Below are 16,630 nucleotides of genomic sequence, written 5' to 3' on the forward strand. Positions count from 1 at the left end.
TGCTTGTAGCTCATTAATTGATTGCTAGCGAATAAATATTCACTAATTTGTTTGTTTTGGCACTTGCCAAAACTTCCTTACACGTTTGGTTCGTCTTACTTTGTTTAGTTTTCAAAGGTCTAATTTCATTTGCGTTGTCTCAGCGACAACTTCTTAATACTATCACTGTACGATTCCAAAGTCAAGTTTTTTCAAAACTTTTTTCAATTCTTCTCGTCCAGCGACTTGATTATCATATCAGGTTATCACTTGTTTGTCAATTAGTTTTTGAATATTTTTTCTTCGCAATGGATATTTATCCATTGGATGAAAAGCAGTTCGTGTGAACTTACTGACTCTTATGAGTTTACAATATTTTAACTATTCTGTCAATAACCATTTTTAAAAAAGTTGTCCACTCGTTTAGTAAACTCTTACAAGTCCAACCTGACGACATTTAATACTATATCAAGTTTAGGGTCTTTGGTCAACCATTTATTCTCCTAAATTTTACAAACTTTCAAAAAGCGAACTTTTTCCTTTTTATAGATTCTTAACGTACCGAATATATATACAATTTAACGTTGCTTTTTTATTAATCCATATCCTTTGTTCGTTTTTATGACTTCCAAGTAGCTGCTGTTCATCCGAATATTTTGCAAAAACTCGTTGTCCTTTCCTACTTTCATATCTCTTCGGGTTTTGTGGAACTGGTGATTTCACAATAAATCTGTAATCGTCGGACAAGTATTTTTCAATTGATTCCGTTCTTTCAGCTTATGACTAGATTGATTTAACTAGAGAAAACCCAAATAAGAGCCACTCAGTTGAAGAGCGGCTCTTATTTAGTAGAAACTATTGATGATTAGTGAGCATCAAATTTTAAAGGCACTGTTACACTTTCATCTAAAAGAACTTTTTCTCCGTATAATCTGAATTCTAACGATTCTCCTTCTTTCAAAACCACGGTTACTCTTTCTTGATCTACTTGAATATCCAGCAAGCAGCCGCGGTATTTGACTAAAAAGCTATACTTGTCCCAGTTTTTAGGACAGAAAGGTTTAAACATTAATTCTCCATTTGCTGTCCTCATTCCAGCAAATCCATGAACAATAGCTAACCATCCTCCACTCATCGAAGTAATGTGCAAGCCATCTTCTGTATCATTATTGTAATTATCCAAATCTAAGCGCGCTGTCCGAGCGTATAGTTCAACTGCTTTTTCCGTTTTTCCCAATTCAGCAGCTAACACAGCATGAATTGCTGCTGATAGAGAAGATTCATGGACAGTCATGGGCTCATAAAAATCAAAGTTGCGTTCTTTTTCTTCTATAGAAAACTCATGATTCAAATAATACAACCCTTGCAGAACATCTGCTTGTTTAATGAACGGGGATCGTAATATTTTATCCCACGACCAGTTTTGATTGATGGGTCTTTCTTCAGGAGTTAAAGAATCAACCGTTCGCAGATCTTTGTCTAAGAAAGTGTCATGCTGGACAAAAACCCCTAATGTTTCATCATAAGGATAATACATGCGTTGAATAATATCATCCCAGTGTGCTTTTTCGGCTTCAGTGACTTTTAATTCGGCTAGCTTAGCCTCCGTCACTTTAGATAAGCTTTCCAGAGTATAGCGCAGTACCCATGTTGCCATTTTATTCGTGTACCAATTATTGTTAACATTATTTTCATATTCGTTTGGACCCGTTACTCCATGAATCATATACTGTTGACGTCGTTTTGAAAAATGAACACGGTCTGCCCAAAAACGAGAAATGCCGACTAATATATCGATCCCTTTTTGAACCAGATAAGCGTCATCACCTGTGTAATTAGTGTAATTGTAAATGGCGTAAGCAATGGTGCCGTTCCGATGGATTTCTTCAAATGTGATCTCCCATTCATTATGGCTCTCAATCCCATTAAATGTGACCATTGGAAAAAGCGCACCTTTCAATCCTTGTTGGCGAGCATTATGGTAAGCTCCTGAAAGTTGATTGTGTCGATACTCAAGCAGTTGTTCTGAGACTTCCTTATCTGATGTAGATAGGTACATTGGCAGAATGAAAGCCTCTGTATCCCAATAAGTGGCACCGCCATATTTTTCTCCTGTAAATCCTTTTGGACCAATATTCAACCGCGAGTCTGTTCCATAATAGGTGGAGAACAATTGGAATATATTAAATCGAATACCTTGTTGGCTTTCATTATCACCTTCAATACGCACATCCGACTTGCTCCATCGTTCACTCCATGCTTCAGTATGTTCCGCTTCTATTTGTTTCAGCCCTTTTTCTACAGCGTTCTGGATGAGCTCTTTTGCTGCATGTGCTTGCTGTTCTGCTTCTATATCACGACTGGTCACCACACTGACTAATTTAGTCAGTGTGGCCGTTTCTCCTTGAGCTACTTCAAAAGTCAAATTTTCAGAGACCAGCATATGTTGGTCACGAGATTCACGATGACTATACCCGGAAGCTAGATTTTGCATCATAGTTGTTACCGTAAATTGTTCCGTGCCAAATGGATTTTCAATTGTTTCGGTTGTTAAATAACATTGTTTACCTGTTTCTCGTTGTCGTTCCAACCAAAATTTTTCTTCATAATTGCTGTCCTCATTCTCTACATTTCCATCTAAATATGAAACATAGCGAACAGAAGCCCTCCCTTTTAACACTTCAGCTTGTACTTCAATAACCGCCAACTCTTTTTGAACGATGCTCACAAATCGTTTAAAGGTAAGACGAACCTCGGTTTCTCCTTTACTCCATACATAACTGCGTCTTAAAATTCCCTCCTTCATATCAAGAGAAAGTTCAAAATCCTTTACTGTGTCAACTGCCAAGTCTACTTTGTGTTCATTGATATACACATTTACTGGAGTGAAATTAGTAGCATTGATCACTTTCCCGAAATATTCTGGATACCCGATTTTCCACCAGCCGACACGTGTCTTATCCGGATACCAGACTCCTGCTAAATAAGTTCCGATGTGAGTGTCTCCAGAGAAACCTTCTTCAAAGTTGCCTCGCATTCCCATATAGCCATTTCCAATTGACGTCAAACTTTCTTGCAGCCGTTTGTTTTGTTTGTCCAGAACAGTTGTTTTTACTTTCCATGGATCTATATCAAATAGTCTTTTCATGTATCTCTCTCCCACTAGATTAATAATGAATTTATGTTGTTTGCGCTTTAGCAGCTTTTTGTGCTTTGATTTCGTTTATTCGGTTGTGATAGTAAATGAACCAGATGTATCCGATCAAGCCTACAGATTGAATTGTCATCATCGTGATGACATTAAATTCAATCAATCCAACGACCATAGCTGCTATAGAAGGCACACCTGCAGCATATAACACAGTAGCAACAGATTTCTTATAGGGTTTTCGACCACTTGTTTGCTTATTTTTCGAAGCTATATATAAGAAGAAAGCTGCCCCAAATACCAGCAAACTTAATTCAGTCAACAGCAATGCAAATAAAATGGCGGAAAATGCAGCAATGACAAACGTTTGATTTTTAATAAACCATTGTTGAGAAACAGCATCTTGAAATTCTGCTATCGTTGTTGCAGCTGTTAAATCAAATTCTTTTGTGTAAGGCACTATCGAAACGGATTGATCCTTTTCACGCAGCTGCAGTTCATTTTTTAAAAACAGCAAGACACTGCCGTCTTCTTGTAACGTTTGAGCTGCTTCTTGTTCCGTTAAACCTGCAGCTACCACTCCATTATCGGTTTGAATACGAAAGGATTCATCTAAGTTCATTTCGCCTGAAGCAAAAGCAGCTTCCTTCATATTATCCACTACTGTTTGATCTATCATTTGGAAAGTTTCTGGAAAAGTGTTTTGGACAGAAAAAGTCTCCATTTTTGCATAGTTTAAACTTACTGGGATAATCATTAATCCATTTAAGAATAATAGAACAATGATCAATTGAAACCAGTTAAAAGAATTATTTTGTTGAATAATCTGTTTGGGTGTCCATATATTTTTAAAATAATTTAAAGGAAATACATCTGTTTTCACTTTACCTTCTCACTTCCTTCTTTAATTTCATTCGTTTATCCTTTTGTTCCTCCAGCCGTCAAGCCAGTAACAAAGCTCTTTTGCAAATAGAAGAACAAGATGGAAATTGGTACAGCGATTAAGATAGCCCCTGCTGAAAAGAGAGCCACTTGTTGATTTTGCGGATTATTGATAAACGTCTGCAAACCAATCGCTACGGTATAATTTTCTGTCGAACGCAATAAGAATCTAGCCAGCATGTATTCGCCGAATGGATTCATAAAAGCCCATAATGCTTGTACAGCTATCATTGGACGAACAAGAGGCATAATGATTTGCCAGAAAATACGAAAATGGCCTGCCCCGTCTAAGCGGGCGGACTCATCTAAATCAAGCGGTACCGTGTCGAAGTAGCCTTTCATCAACCATGTATTCATCGGAATTCCTCCTCCAATGTACACAAGAATCAAGAACCAATGTTGGTCTAACCCACCCACTAGTAGAGCCATAACATAAAAAGCAGTTAAAGCAGCTGTTGTAGGTACCATTTGGATGATCAAAAAGAATTTCAACGTTACTTTACGTCCAATAAAGCGGTAACGGCTGTAAGCAAATCCGGACAATGTCACTGCAGCAACTTGCACCAGCATGGCCATCAAAGCTACTTTCAAGGTATTCATGTACCACTGACCATATTGGGTCTCGTTGAACAAACGACTGAAGTTGCTTAATGTCCATTCAAAATTAAGGTCTAGTCTAAAGGCTAATAAATTGCCTGGTTTGAAAGCTGATGTCACTGTGATCAATAATGGATAAATAATGATTACGGACATAAAGATCAAAAATAGATAAGTGAAAACTTGTCCCCATATACGTTTGTTTTTTTGAGTTCTTACTTTTTTTGTCTTTTGCATAGCTTAATCCTCCATTTCAAATGCCCGAGTCCGTTTAAAGACTAATAAGGACACAAAGATGACAACCGCTGAAATGATTAAGGTAATGGCTGACGCGATATTGTATTGCGGAGAAGTACCGGTCGTTAATTTGTAGATCCACGAAATCAAGATATCTGTCGCCCCTGCACCTGAACCAACACTTCCTGGACCCCCTTCGTTGAATAGGTAGATCATGGAGAAGTTGTTAAAGTTAAAAGTGTACTGAGTAATAAAGACTGGTGCGGCTACAGCAAAAATCTGCGGTAAGGTAATAAATCGAAACTTTTGAATAGCACTTGCCCCATCTATAATAGAAGCTTCATACCAGTCATCTGGGATAGATTGTAAAATACCGGAAGTCAACACGTAAATATAAGGGAATCCAAGCCATCCTTGAATGGAAATAATAGCTAATTTTGTCCAGAAAGGATCTGTCTTCCACGAAATAGCTGAGATATCTATGAATGGTAAATGATTCAGTAATGGAATCACTTGTGTGTTAATGGCACCAGCACTGTCATTGAACATATTTGAAAAAGATAGAATCGTGATAAATGCTGGAACTGCCCATGGCAATAGCAAAATAACACCGAAGATCCGCTTAAATTTAATAAAGGGTTGGTGCATAACAATAGCTGCAAAAATACCAATAATGATTTGCAATGTAGTGGCGGAGAGTGTCCATATTACTGTCCATCCAAATACAGCCCCAAATGAATCCCGATAGGTGCTTAAAGTAAAGATGGAAGTGAAATTCTCAAATCCTACCCAATCAATCAATGTAGCAGGCGGAATATGGTAAAAGTCGTAATTCGTAAAAGCTATAAAAATCGTTACTAATACCGGAAAGACGATGGTAAAAATCATTAAGATATAAGCCGGAATGGTCAATAAGTAAGCAAATCCATTGTTCCAAGTGTTTAACAACACGGCTTTTACGGAATAATTCACTTTTCCCGGAGTCAAGATCTTCAATTTAGCGACACGTCTGGCATCGCTGATATTAGCCGTATAGAAAACCAGAAAGATTAGGGTCAGTAGAATTTGCAGTGTCCCTTGAATCATCAAAAATAGCGAATGGTCTTCTCGTGGTACAGATCCCAAGGTAATCAAATTTTGAAAAGCTTCAAAACCGAATAGAATCATTTCAATTAAAAATAACAGAAAGAACCCAAAGAATAGGACCCCTTTAAAATACTGTTTATTATAGAATTGCCCTAACCCTGGAATAATTGAGAAAACACCTGCTGTTTTGATTTGTTTTTCATCTTCTGGAGAGTAGTGTACTTTTTTCTTGTTTTTTCCTTTAGTCTCCACAATTATTCATCTCCTTTTAAAAATTATCGGCAGAGATCAAGTGAATCATCTCTGCCGAAAACAAGCTCTTATCTAGGCTGCTAAACTATCCATTAATATTTTTGTTCAATATTTTGTTGGATAACTTCTACAGAATCATTAGCTGATTCTTCAGCTGTTTTATTGCCAGATCCTGCATCAAACATCATTGTTTCAGCACCGACCCAAACTTCAGCCATTTCTGGGATGTTTGGCATTGGAGAAGAAACGTTGTATTGGTTGACAACAGCCATTGCTAATTCATCTTCATCAGCATCAATAATCGTTTGTCTTACCATTTGGTTAGCCGGAACTTCGTTTGTGTATTCTGAGTACAAAGCTTCCATGTTTTCTTCGTTCGTTACGAAATCTAAGAATGCTTGTCCTAATTCAGCATTTTCAGAGTATTCACTAACGACCCAACCTTTACCTCCAGCAAACGGTTGATATTCTTCTCCGTTTGGCAATGTAGGAACAGTTGTTACACCTACGTTAACATCTGATTCATTGTAACTAGACGCTGCCCAAGGTCCATTGATGACTGCACCTGCAGCACCTGTTGTAAATTGTTCATCAATAAAGTTACCAGCAGTTGTTACATCCAGCATTCCTTGTGGCCATGTATTTTGGAACCAGTCCGTTGCGTATTCGATTCCTTCGATAGCTTCAGGTGTATTTAATCCGATATCTGTTGGATCAGTACCGTCCGCACCGAATACATATCCGCCAAATCCATTCAATAAACCATAAGAGTTGTAGAAGTCAACCCAATTCGCCAAGAAAGCTACACTCTTGCCTGCTTCACCTTCATAAGCAAATTGCTCGTCTTCTGTCAACGCTTCCAATTCTTCGAAGGTTGTTGGAGCTGTTTCTAATAAATCAGTATTGTAATACAATACCATTGATTCGATAACAAATGGTGCACCATAGATCGTATCGTTCATCGTCACTTGTTGCTCATCTGTTTCATCATAACGATCATCATCTGGCAACGTATATTCAGCTAAATGTCCTTGTTGACCAAGTCCGCCGATTCTGTCATATGGTGCCAGCATAACATCAGGTGATAATCCGGCTGGACCATCTAGAGGTAATGCTTCTAACGTTTCAAACATATCTTTTTCTTCTACTTCGATTGTAGCACCTGTTTCTTCTTCAAATGCAGATGAGATGCCATTGACAAATTCTGTATACATTGGATCAATAGTAACTTTTAAAGTCGTTCCTTCAAAATTTGCAGCTCCACCTTGCTCAGATGAGTCCGTATCGTTTGTGCTTTCAGCAGGTTCTCCTCCTCCACAAGCCGCTAAGATTAATGCACTGGCAGAAACAACACCCATTAAGTATTTTTTGAATCTTTTTTGGTTCATAATATATTGCCTCCTTAAACCTTTTTTTAAGTACACTCTTATTATTACGAATGTTACGCTTTATTGCAAACGTTTTCTTTCTGTTACCGGTAACAGAATACCTGCAGCCATTGGATAGAAGTTTATTCTCTATACAAACAAGCTTTTACTATATAAAGCAATTCCTCGTGTTGATTGGTACACTCCGAAAAAGTGTTTATCACTTAAAAATGAGCTGGAATCCTTGATAACCTCTTAAGGATTCCAGCTCATTCATCAATTAATACTCTTGGTAATTTTCTTCATCCAATTTTACTTCTTCGCCTAATGTAAACAAAATAAATCCATTATTTTTAATTCGAATGGTGTTTGCGCGCACAGAAGCTAAATTTCTAAACACAGGTACAGGCTCTTGATGGTATTTCAACGTCAGCGTTTCTTCCCCTTGATTAAAATAACCATACAATTCTGTTCCTTGATAACTCTTCTTAAATCCGACAACGCGCTCTCCTTCTCGGATATCATGCCAGTCTGTATTGCCAAAACTCAATAAGTTTTGATGTTGTTTTCTAAAACCAATCAAGTCTTTCATAAAGTAAAACATATCCATGTCTCGCTCTTCTTCATCCCAGATCATGCATTTACGGTTATCCGGATCATTGTAACCTTCCAACCCTACTTCGGTTCCATAATAAATACACGGAGATCCCGATTGCGCAAACATAAACGTTAATTCAGCTTTTGCAACTTGCTTGTTTCCATTGGCTGTGGTTAATAACCGTGGTGTATCATGAGAATCCAGCATATTGAACATCACTTCATTGGTTTGTCTTCGGTACAGCATCAATTGCTCATTCAAACCTGAAACCAATTTTACGGCTGAGCTGGATTTGTTCGTAAAGAAATCTTCAATTTGCTCTGTAAATGCATAATTCATTACGGCGTGAAATTCGTCTCCTTGCAACCAACTTTGTGAAGAATGCCAAATCTCTCCCAAGATATAAATATCAGGATTGACTTTGCGTACCGCTCGGTTAAATCTCTTCCAGAAATGATGGTCGACTTCATTGGCTACGTCTAAACGCCACGCATCGATACCAAACTCGCGTACCCAGTAAGTAGCAATGTTTAATAAATACTTTTGTACAGCTGGATTCGATGTGTTTAATTTAGGCATATGACCTGTGAAAGCAAACGTATGGTAGTTCAAAGGTCCCATAAATTCCAATTCATCAGCTGTCAATCCTTCCAGAGACTTCACTGGAAACTCTTTGATATGGAACCAATCCACGTATTCAGAAGCTTCTTGTTTGTCCAAGACATCTTGCCATTGATAAGAAGACATCCCAATATGATTGAATACCGCATCCAGCATTACACGTATGCCGCGTTTATGTGCTTCTTCTACAACTGTTTTAAATAGCTGCTTATCCCCAAAATGAGGATCCACCTCAAAATAATCGACTGTATCATATTTATGATTCGATGGAGCTTTGAAGACTGGAGTAAAATAGATGCCATTGATCCCTAAATCAACTAGATAATCCAGATGGTCCAGGACACCTTGCAAGTCTCCGCCATAAAAATCATCTCGTCCAGGGCGCTTCTTCCCGCCCCATTCCAAAACATTTTCCGGATCGTTTGAAGGGTCTCCATTTGCAAAACGCTCTGGAAAAATTTGATACCAGATCGTTTTCTTAGCCCAACTAGGTGTGCCAACACGGTCGATTTCATGAAAATACGGCATTCTGAAGAAACTGTTGATATTCTCCATGTACCAATCATCATAAGGGTACACCCCTCTATCGGAATACAATATTTCAATTCCGTCTTTACCTGTGATATGAAAGGCATAAGACAATCGATTATGAGGGGCAGAAGCTACAATTCCCCAGAAATCATGAATATTTGTCCGTGCAATCAATTGCATTGGTTGTTCGTTTTCTTTCCATTCTTCTCTTTTATAAGCGTAATTATCTCCGCTGATCAAGCTGATTTTTTCTGCTTCGCCAGCTTTGGTACGCAAGCGAATATTAAATTGGTTGTCATCATACAAATACGCGTATTCGCTATCTGGTCGATGAAGAAGTGCTGATGTGTCCATTCATAAATCCTCATTTCTAATTTTTAATCATTTGTTCCTTTATCAAATACAATAACTATGGCTCCATGAGGAGCAAGAATAATTTTGTCGGTTTCAACTCGATTGTTTTCATTTGCTATCAATACATTGTAAGCAAATTTAGTTAACCTTGTGTCTATAAAAGTTGCTTCTTGAGAATCAAAGTTGCAACAAACTATAGCAGTTAAATCTCCTAATTGTCGTTCATAACAATAGAGTTGATGATTCGTTTCCAGCAACCGGAACTGTCCTTTGGTAAATAAAGGAGTCTTTTTGTATTTCAATAATTGTCGATAATAATTTAAAATACTAAACTCATTTTTTTCTTGCATCTCTACAGTATAACTCGGTTCAATATTCACGCCACTCCATGGTGGAACGGTAGAGAACCCTGCATATTCACTAGTATCCCACTGCATTACCCCGCGGCTGGCATTGATACTCTTAGCGTTCAGCTGATGCAGAACAAAGTCCTCTGAATACCCTAATTCCAAAGCTTTTTCACGAAAAAATTGTTCATTCGGCAATTTGAAATCATCTAGGGAAGATTGCTCTAAATCCTTCATTCCGATTTCTTCCCCATTTAACAAAATCGGAATGCCTTTTTGGAGATACATCAATGTTGCCAGCATCTTCACACTATTGTCTCTCCCGTTTTCCACATCTCCAAACCGCGAAACCATACGAGCCATATCATGATTGTTCCAGTACAACGTTGGTCCGCCGATATCTTCCAGTCCGTTTTGAAAATCAGTCATGATCTCTTTAAACGCTGCAATATCTAATTGGTCTTTTTGCATATTGAACGGCAATCGGGGATCTTTATGCGATTCATCCATAGGAAAGAACCGAAATGAAACAACCGTATCACAAGCCTCATTTTTTGGATCCGAATATCTTCTTGCCATTTCAACATCTGCTGAAGCAGCTTCTCCCAATATAAAAATATCGGGCTTTTTCTTACGCAAAACACGGGCTACATCTGCGATATAGTCTGTTACATTTTCTAAATTAGAATAATATTCTTCAGCTAAGACAATTTCCCCTTCTTCAGCTTCAACATCAGGAAATCCTTCTGCTTTGTCTAAATGAATAAAGGCATCCAGTCGAAAGCCATCTACTCCTTTATCCAGCCAGTATTCAGCTATTTTGACAATTTCCCGCTGAACAGCTTCATTGTTCCAATTTAAATCCGGCATTTCCTTAGCAAACAAGTGAAAATAAAATTGATCTCCTATAGGTTCTTTTTCCCAAACAGACCCTCCAAAAAAAGAAGCCCAGTTATTCGGCAATTGACCACCTGGTCTTGGATCGCTCCAAATGTAAAAATCACGGTATGGGTTATCTCGCCCTTTTAACGCTTCTTGAAACCAAGGGTGCTGGTCAGAGGTGTGATTGAGAACCAAATCAAAAATAACTTTCAATCCAAGTTTGTGTGCTTCTGTCAGTAGTTCATCTACCTCTTCCATCGTACCAAAAACAGGATCTATTGCATAATAGTCTGATACATCATAACCATTGTCTACATATGGCGATTCAAATATAGGATTCAGCCAGATAACAGTCACGCCTAATGATTGAATGTATTTTAATCGATTGATGATTCCTCGTAAATCGCCTAATCCATTCTTACCTGTATCTTGAAAACTGCCTGGATAAATTTGGTACACGATTGCTTGTTGCCACCACTTTTCTTCCATCTAATCTTGCTCCCTTTCTGTACAAAAAACCATCGCATTTCTTCTCCTTAAGATTAACGAAATTAGAAAGCACTTACAAGGCTTAAAAAACTGTTACCGATAACAAATTTTTTTCTCGTCTTATTCTTTTTATAATGGATGCCTTTATTTTTTAAGTTAGATTTCCAAACCTGTCTCTACTATTTCACCAAATGGACAAAACAGTTGATTTTACGCGGAATATCGCTTTATTTGCTAGTAATTATTTTGTGATTATGCTATTGTTATGTATGTATTTTTGAAGTGAATAGTGCAACTCGGGGAGGTATTTACATGAAGGAAAAAATCGTTGCAGGCAAAACATTGCCTCAATGGATCGAATCCACACCTTTAATGAAAGAGATCATACAAACAAATGAAATTTTTTGGATCAATCCCAATAAAAAAGAGTTTATAGAAGCCAATAAACAGGTGGTTTACACAAAACAGGATATCGATGATGCAGAAGCTCGTTTAGACAGATTTGCTTCTTATTTAAAAATCGCTTTTCCTGAAACAGAGCCAACCAACGGTATTATCGAATCTGAGTTGACTCCTATCATAGAGATGAAAAAAATACTGGAAAAACAAACCAATACTCGGATTCAAGGAAATTTTTTGTTGAAACGAGATGATACATTGCCTATAGCTGGAACCATCAAAGCTCGCGGAGCTATTTACGAAGTATTGAAACATGCTGAAACAATTGCCTTAGAAAACGGCTTGCTGCCCTCGTTTGAGGAAGACTACGCTGTTTTTGCTAGTGATGAATTCAAAGACTTTTTTGCTAAACACAAAATTGCTGTAGGAACGACTGGTAATTTAGGCATCAGCGTAGGAACAGTCGGAGCCAAACTTGGATTTGAAGTGACGGTTCATATGTCTGTTGAAGCTAAGAAATGGAAAAAAGATTTTCTTCGCTCTCGTGGCGTTACCGTTATTGAACACGAATCAGATTTTACACAAGCAGTGGAACAAGGTCGTGCGGAATCAAAAGCAGATCCTGCTTCTTATTTTGTGGATGATGAACACTCAATAGACTTGTTCTTAGGCTACACTGTTGCCGGAAATCGGCTAAAAGTGCAATTAGAAAATAAAGGTGTCTTGGTTGATGAGAACCACCCATTATTCGTGTACCTTCCATGCGGAATCGGAGGCAGTCCTGGCGGAATCACTTTTGGTTTGAAACAAGTATATGGAGATTATGTTCATTGTTTCTTTGCAGAACCGACACATACCCCTTCTATGTTAGTGGGATTAGTGACTCAACAATACGATGGAGTCTCCGTGAAGGATTTTGGTATTGATGGGCATACTTGTGCAGATGGCCTTGCAGTTCCACGTACTTCAGGCTTTGTAGCAAAGGTAATGGAAAATTTCTTTAGCGGATCTTATACTGTTCGAGACGAGGAAACGTATCACTTACTAGCTTCTTTAGCGGACAACGAAAGTATCTTTCTAGAACCGGCGGCAGTTGCCGGAATACCAGGAGCAGCCCGCTTATTTGCTACACCGGAAGGCCAAGAATATCTAGCAGCAAACCAGTTAACCAACAAAATGTCTCAAGCTACACACATCGCATGGGCAACAGGCGGAAGTATGGTTCCCGAAACCGATCGCAAAGAATTCTATCTGCAAGGAACTATAAAGAGCGCGGAATAAGGCGTTTAGTTCTCCATACAAAATAGAAGGATCTTCATCCTCTAGAGTTAGTAAAGAAACTTTTCCCGCCATAGGATTGCTTATGGAAAGCGATTGGACTGAGCCAAAGATAGCGGCCCTCAAAAATTAGAGTAAAATCTGATTTTCGAGGGTCCTTTTTTATGGCAGAGTATAATAAATCATTTAAAGAGAAAAGCGGTTCAAGAATATCTAAAGAATCTTTTAGTTTATCTTTTCTTAACGAAGAAACAGGTAACTTCTCATCATTCTATCCTTAAACGCTTTCTAGATAGAAAAAGAATGAGCCTGAGCCAGCCAGTGGCGCTGTTGTTTTAGATTATTAGTCTAGTGAGTCTTAATTTAACGTTCACTTGATGTCTGAACCTACTTTATTCTTCAAGTGAGAACTTCATTTAATGCCACTTGATGAGTAAACCCGCTTTATTCTTCTAGTGAGGCTTAATTTAATGTTCACTTGATGAGTAAACCTACTTTATTCGTCAAGTGAGATATAATCCACTGCTCACTTGACGAATAAACATCATCTCAAGGCTGACAGTACCAAGATAAGCTATGAATCTAGGGAATACATCGAATGGTATAACCCTATTCAATCAAAAGTAAAACTGGCTGGTTTGAGTTTGTCAACCAAAGTCAAACCGGCCAATTCGCTGCATAATAAAACTCTAACTTTTAGAGGTCCGCACCAATTTCTAGAAATGAGTTACCAAAAGGTTTAAAATAAAATAGTCATTTAGTGTTTATTACCCATGTTAAATATTGCAAAGCCATATAGAAGCGAAGAAAATAGGTGTTTTTACTAACTCACTTCGCTTCTATTCTTGGCAGGAGTGCTATTGAGTAACTATTGTCTGTTTATGAGCCATATTGTAAGGCAGACAAACTACACCTAAGTTTTTTAAATATAATATTATCCGTTGTTTTGATAAAAACCTGGCCTTTAACCAAAAAAAACAAGCCGAGGACATGATCCTCCAAACTTGTTTTCTCCATCAATCTACTATTCTGAAACTTACTTCTTTTTCGCCGCTGCTCGGGTAGATTCTCGTTCAACTAGAGTAGATTGAAAGAGCTGATTTCCTTGAGACTTCCCTTTTTCTGAAATCTTCTTTAAAATCATTTTCGCACAAGCTACTCCCATTTCGATAACCGGCTGCTTTACAGTCGTTAAACGCGGGTAAGCAATTTGGTCTAAAAATACTCCATCGTGACCTATTATCCCATAATCATCAGGAATATCGCCATTCCTTTTTAAAATGCCTCTTTCAATACCTAATGCTAAACGATCTGAACTGCAAATGAAAGCGGTATTCGGTTTAAACAAGCCCCAATTTTCTTCCATAAACTGCGCAGCAAGAGAAGAATGGTTCTTAAAACGAAAAATACGGGTATCTCTATCGTTCTCACTGAGAATTTTTTTGTATCCCGCCTCACGAGACTTTTCAAATTTTTCGTTAATGTCTATTCCTATGTAGACAATATCTTCATACCCTAAATCCAGCGCATATTGTGTAGCCATTTCTACACCTTTTTTATTATCGGTATCTATAAAATCATATCCACGGTCATTCTCACCAAATAAAACAACCGGTTTAGTTGCTCCGCTTATCCACTCATAATCTTTTTGACGTACACCTGTCATAATGTACCCATCACATAACCCGATATCAAAATTATTCTGTGTTACCAACTGCAATGAATATTGCTCCTCCTCTAAACCTTTGGCAATTCCAGTTAATAAGTTCATATAATAAGGCTCAGTCGTACTCATTTTTTCCAAAATAAAGAATTTAATTACCAAAGTCCGGTTATTTACTAATGCTTTAGCTGCTGTATGTGGCCGATAATTCAACTCTTTCATAGCTTGAATCACCAATGTTTTTAATTCATCTGTTACTTGTTCGGGATGATTGATGACTCGAGAAACAGTCATTTTTGAAACATTTGCTTTCTTTGCAACATCATTTAAAGTTGCCATACCGTGCTGTATCCCCTTTCATTCACAACTTTAACGTTACCTCATTTTTACGTCTATAGTGTTCATTATCCCTTTTATTTTCGCAAAAGACAACTGGAAAACAAAAATAGAAACCTCAGAACACTCATTCCGTTCAAGGTTTCTACATATTTTCAGTCTATCAAGATTCTAATTTTTGACATTCTGTACACAATCCATAAATTTCCAGCCTATGATTCGAAACTTTAAAACCTGTCAGTTCTGCGGTAACCTTTTCCACGTCTTCTAAACCAGGGTAATAAACATCTTCTACTTTTCCGCAGTTTTCACAAATGGCATGATAATGCTCTGTTGTTGCAAAATCAAATCTGCTTGAAGCATCTCCAAATTTCATTTCTTTTACAAATCCAATTTTTGTAAATAAACGCAAATTATTGTAAACAGTCGCTACGCTCATACTAGGAAATTTATCTGACAAGGCTTTATAAATTTCATCAGCAGTAGGATGATTATCATTTTCAATCAAATATTCTAAGACTCCATAGCGTTGTGGTGTGATGCGTATATGGTTAGCTTTTAATCTATCAATGGATTGAGCAACTCGTTGACTCATACCCATGGCTTTCCCTCCTATAACTTACATTAAAATCATTCTTAATTAATAATCCGCTTCTTGTTATGATACCCATTATTTTTTGCAAATGCAACTAGAATTCAACATTGATGCTAAACTTTTCTCATTAAAATCTTCCGAACTGCTTTTTCAGGGTACCCAATATCACCAACCACTACTTCTCCAGCATATGACTTTCCATTTTCATTCGTAAGACCATACTTCATCAATCCAAATGTAATCGTGTAGTCTGCTTGAACTGCAGCACCTAACACTTCTCCATTCGTAGCTGATAATCCTGAAGGAACATCTACAGAAAAGACCACCCCTTTGTGCTGATTTATAAATCTTATCCAGTTTAAATATTCCCCTTTTACCGGCTTATTCAATCCGATACCGAACAAAGCATCAATAAGAACAGCATATTGACTAGTTTCCGGTACTGTTTTTGTAAAATAAGGCATGCCGATATTTTGAGCTATCTTCAATTGCTGCTTCATCTCGACAGATGATTTAGATACATTGCCAACTAAATAGACCGCAACTCTGTACCCTTTCAGAAACAACATTCGACCAACAGCTACACCATCAGCTCCGTTGTTTCCCATCCCACAAATTACAGCGATAGATTGTTTTGGATGAATATTTTTTTCTACACAGTCTTGCACATGCAATGCGGCTCTTTCCATTAATACCATTGAAGGAATACCGATTTTTTCAATCGTGTATTGGTCAATAGCCTTCATCTGGGGTCCCGTTACTATAAAATTAAACATACTATTATTTCTCCTTTTATTCTTTTTTTAGAAAATCATCTGCTCTTATTCAATGAAATCGTTTTCTTGTCCTTGCTTCATCTTTATTTTACATTAAACATTGAAAAAATGGTTCAATTCTCCTATGATTAAAGCATCAGATGTTAGCAGTTA

The 16,630-nt window shown here is 37.6% G+C and carries 11 protein-coding genes; 1 reads left to right on the forward strand and 10 read right to left on the reverse strand.

Annotated elements, in window-relative coordinates:
• Positions 1–844: 844 nt before the first annotated feature.
• The 7 genes from ACEN4I_RS12595 to ACEN4I_RS12625 form a co-directional block, all read right to left on the reverse strand.
• A complete protein-coding gene (locus ACEN4I_RS12595) occupies positions 845–3,127 on the reverse strand; it encodes a glycoside hydrolase family 65 protein (protein ID WP_407103216.1) in 2,283 nt (760 codons plus the stop codon).
• 31 nt (positions 3,128–3,158) lie between these two features.
• Complete coding sequence (locus tag ACEN4I_RS12600; RefSeq protein WP_407103215.1) at positions 3,159–4,010, reverse strand: DUF1189 family protein; 852 nt, start codon at positions 4,008–4,010, stop codon at positions 3,159–3,161.
• A gap of 35 nt (positions 4,011–4,045) precedes the next feature.
• Positions 4,046–4,903, reverse strand: coding sequence for a sugar ABC transporter permease (locus tag ACEN4I_RS12605; RefSeq protein ID WP_407096953.1), 858 nt, complete (start codon positions 4,901–4,903; stop codon positions 4,046–4,048).
• Between the two features lie 3 nt (positions 4,904–4,906).
• Positions 4,907–6,181, reverse strand: coding sequence for a carbohydrate ABC transporter permease (locus tag ACEN4I_RS12610; RefSeq protein WP_407103217.1), 1,275 nt, complete (start codon positions 6,179–6,181; stop codon positions 4,907–4,909).
• Between the two features lie 152 nt (positions 6,182–6,333).
• Positions 6,334–7,629, reverse strand: coding sequence for an extracellular solute-binding protein (locus tag ACEN4I_RS12615; protein ID WP_407103214.1), 1,296 nt, complete (start codon positions 7,627–7,629; stop codon positions 6,334–6,336).
• A 259-nt stretch (positions 7,630–7,888) separates the two neighbouring features.
• A complete protein-coding gene (locus ACEN4I_RS12620; RefSeq protein ID WP_407096951.1) occupies positions 7,889–9,712 on the reverse strand; it encodes a glycoside hydrolase family 13 protein in 1,824 nt (607 codons plus the stop codon).
• 23 nt (positions 9,713–9,735) lie between these two features.
• Positions 9,736–11,430, reverse strand: coding sequence for an alpha-glucosidase (locus ACEN4I_RS12625; protein ID WP_407103213.1), 1,695 nt, complete (start codon positions 11,428–11,430; stop codon positions 9,736–9,738).
• Between the two features lie 312 nt (positions 11,431–11,742).
• Between ACEN4I_RS12625 and ACEN4I_RS12630 the strand changes: the two genes are divergently transcribed.
• Positions 11,743–13,110 (forward strand): D-serine ammonia-lyase, encoded by a 1,368-nt coding sequence (locus ACEN4I_RS12630; RefSeq protein ID WP_407096949.1) that lies wholly within the window; start codon positions 11,743–11,745, stop codon positions 13,108–13,110.
• Positions 13,111–14,143: 1,033 nt separating this feature from the next.
• Here ACEN4I_RS12630 and ACEN4I_RS12635 read toward each other — a convergent pair.
• From ACEN4I_RS12635 to ACEN4I_RS12645, 3 genes are all read right to left on the reverse strand, one after another.
• Positions 14,144–15,109 (reverse strand): LacI family DNA-binding transcriptional regulator, encoded by a 966-nt coding sequence (locus tag ACEN4I_RS12635; RefSeq protein WP_407096948.1) that lies wholly within the window; start codon positions 15,107–15,109, stop codon positions 14,144–14,146.
• 160 nt (positions 15,110–15,269) lie between these two features.
• Complete coding sequence (locus ACEN4I_RS12640; RefSeq protein WP_407096957.1) at positions 15,270–15,701, reverse strand: Fur family transcriptional regulator; 432 nt, start codon at positions 15,699–15,701, stop codon at positions 15,270–15,272.
• Positions 15,702–15,814: 113 nt separating this feature from the next.
• A complete protein-coding gene (locus tag ACEN4I_RS12645) occupies positions 15,815–16,477 on the reverse strand; it encodes an NAD(P)H-hydrate epimerase (protein ID WP_407096947.1) in 663 nt (220 codons plus the stop codon).
• Between the last annotated feature and the right edge of the window lie 153 nt (positions 16,478–16,630).

The sequence above is a fragment of the Desemzia sp. FAM 23990 genome, assembly GCF_045528485.1.
Taxonomy (GTDB): Bacteria; Bacillota; Bacilli; order Lactobacillales; family Carnobacteriaceae; genus Desemzia.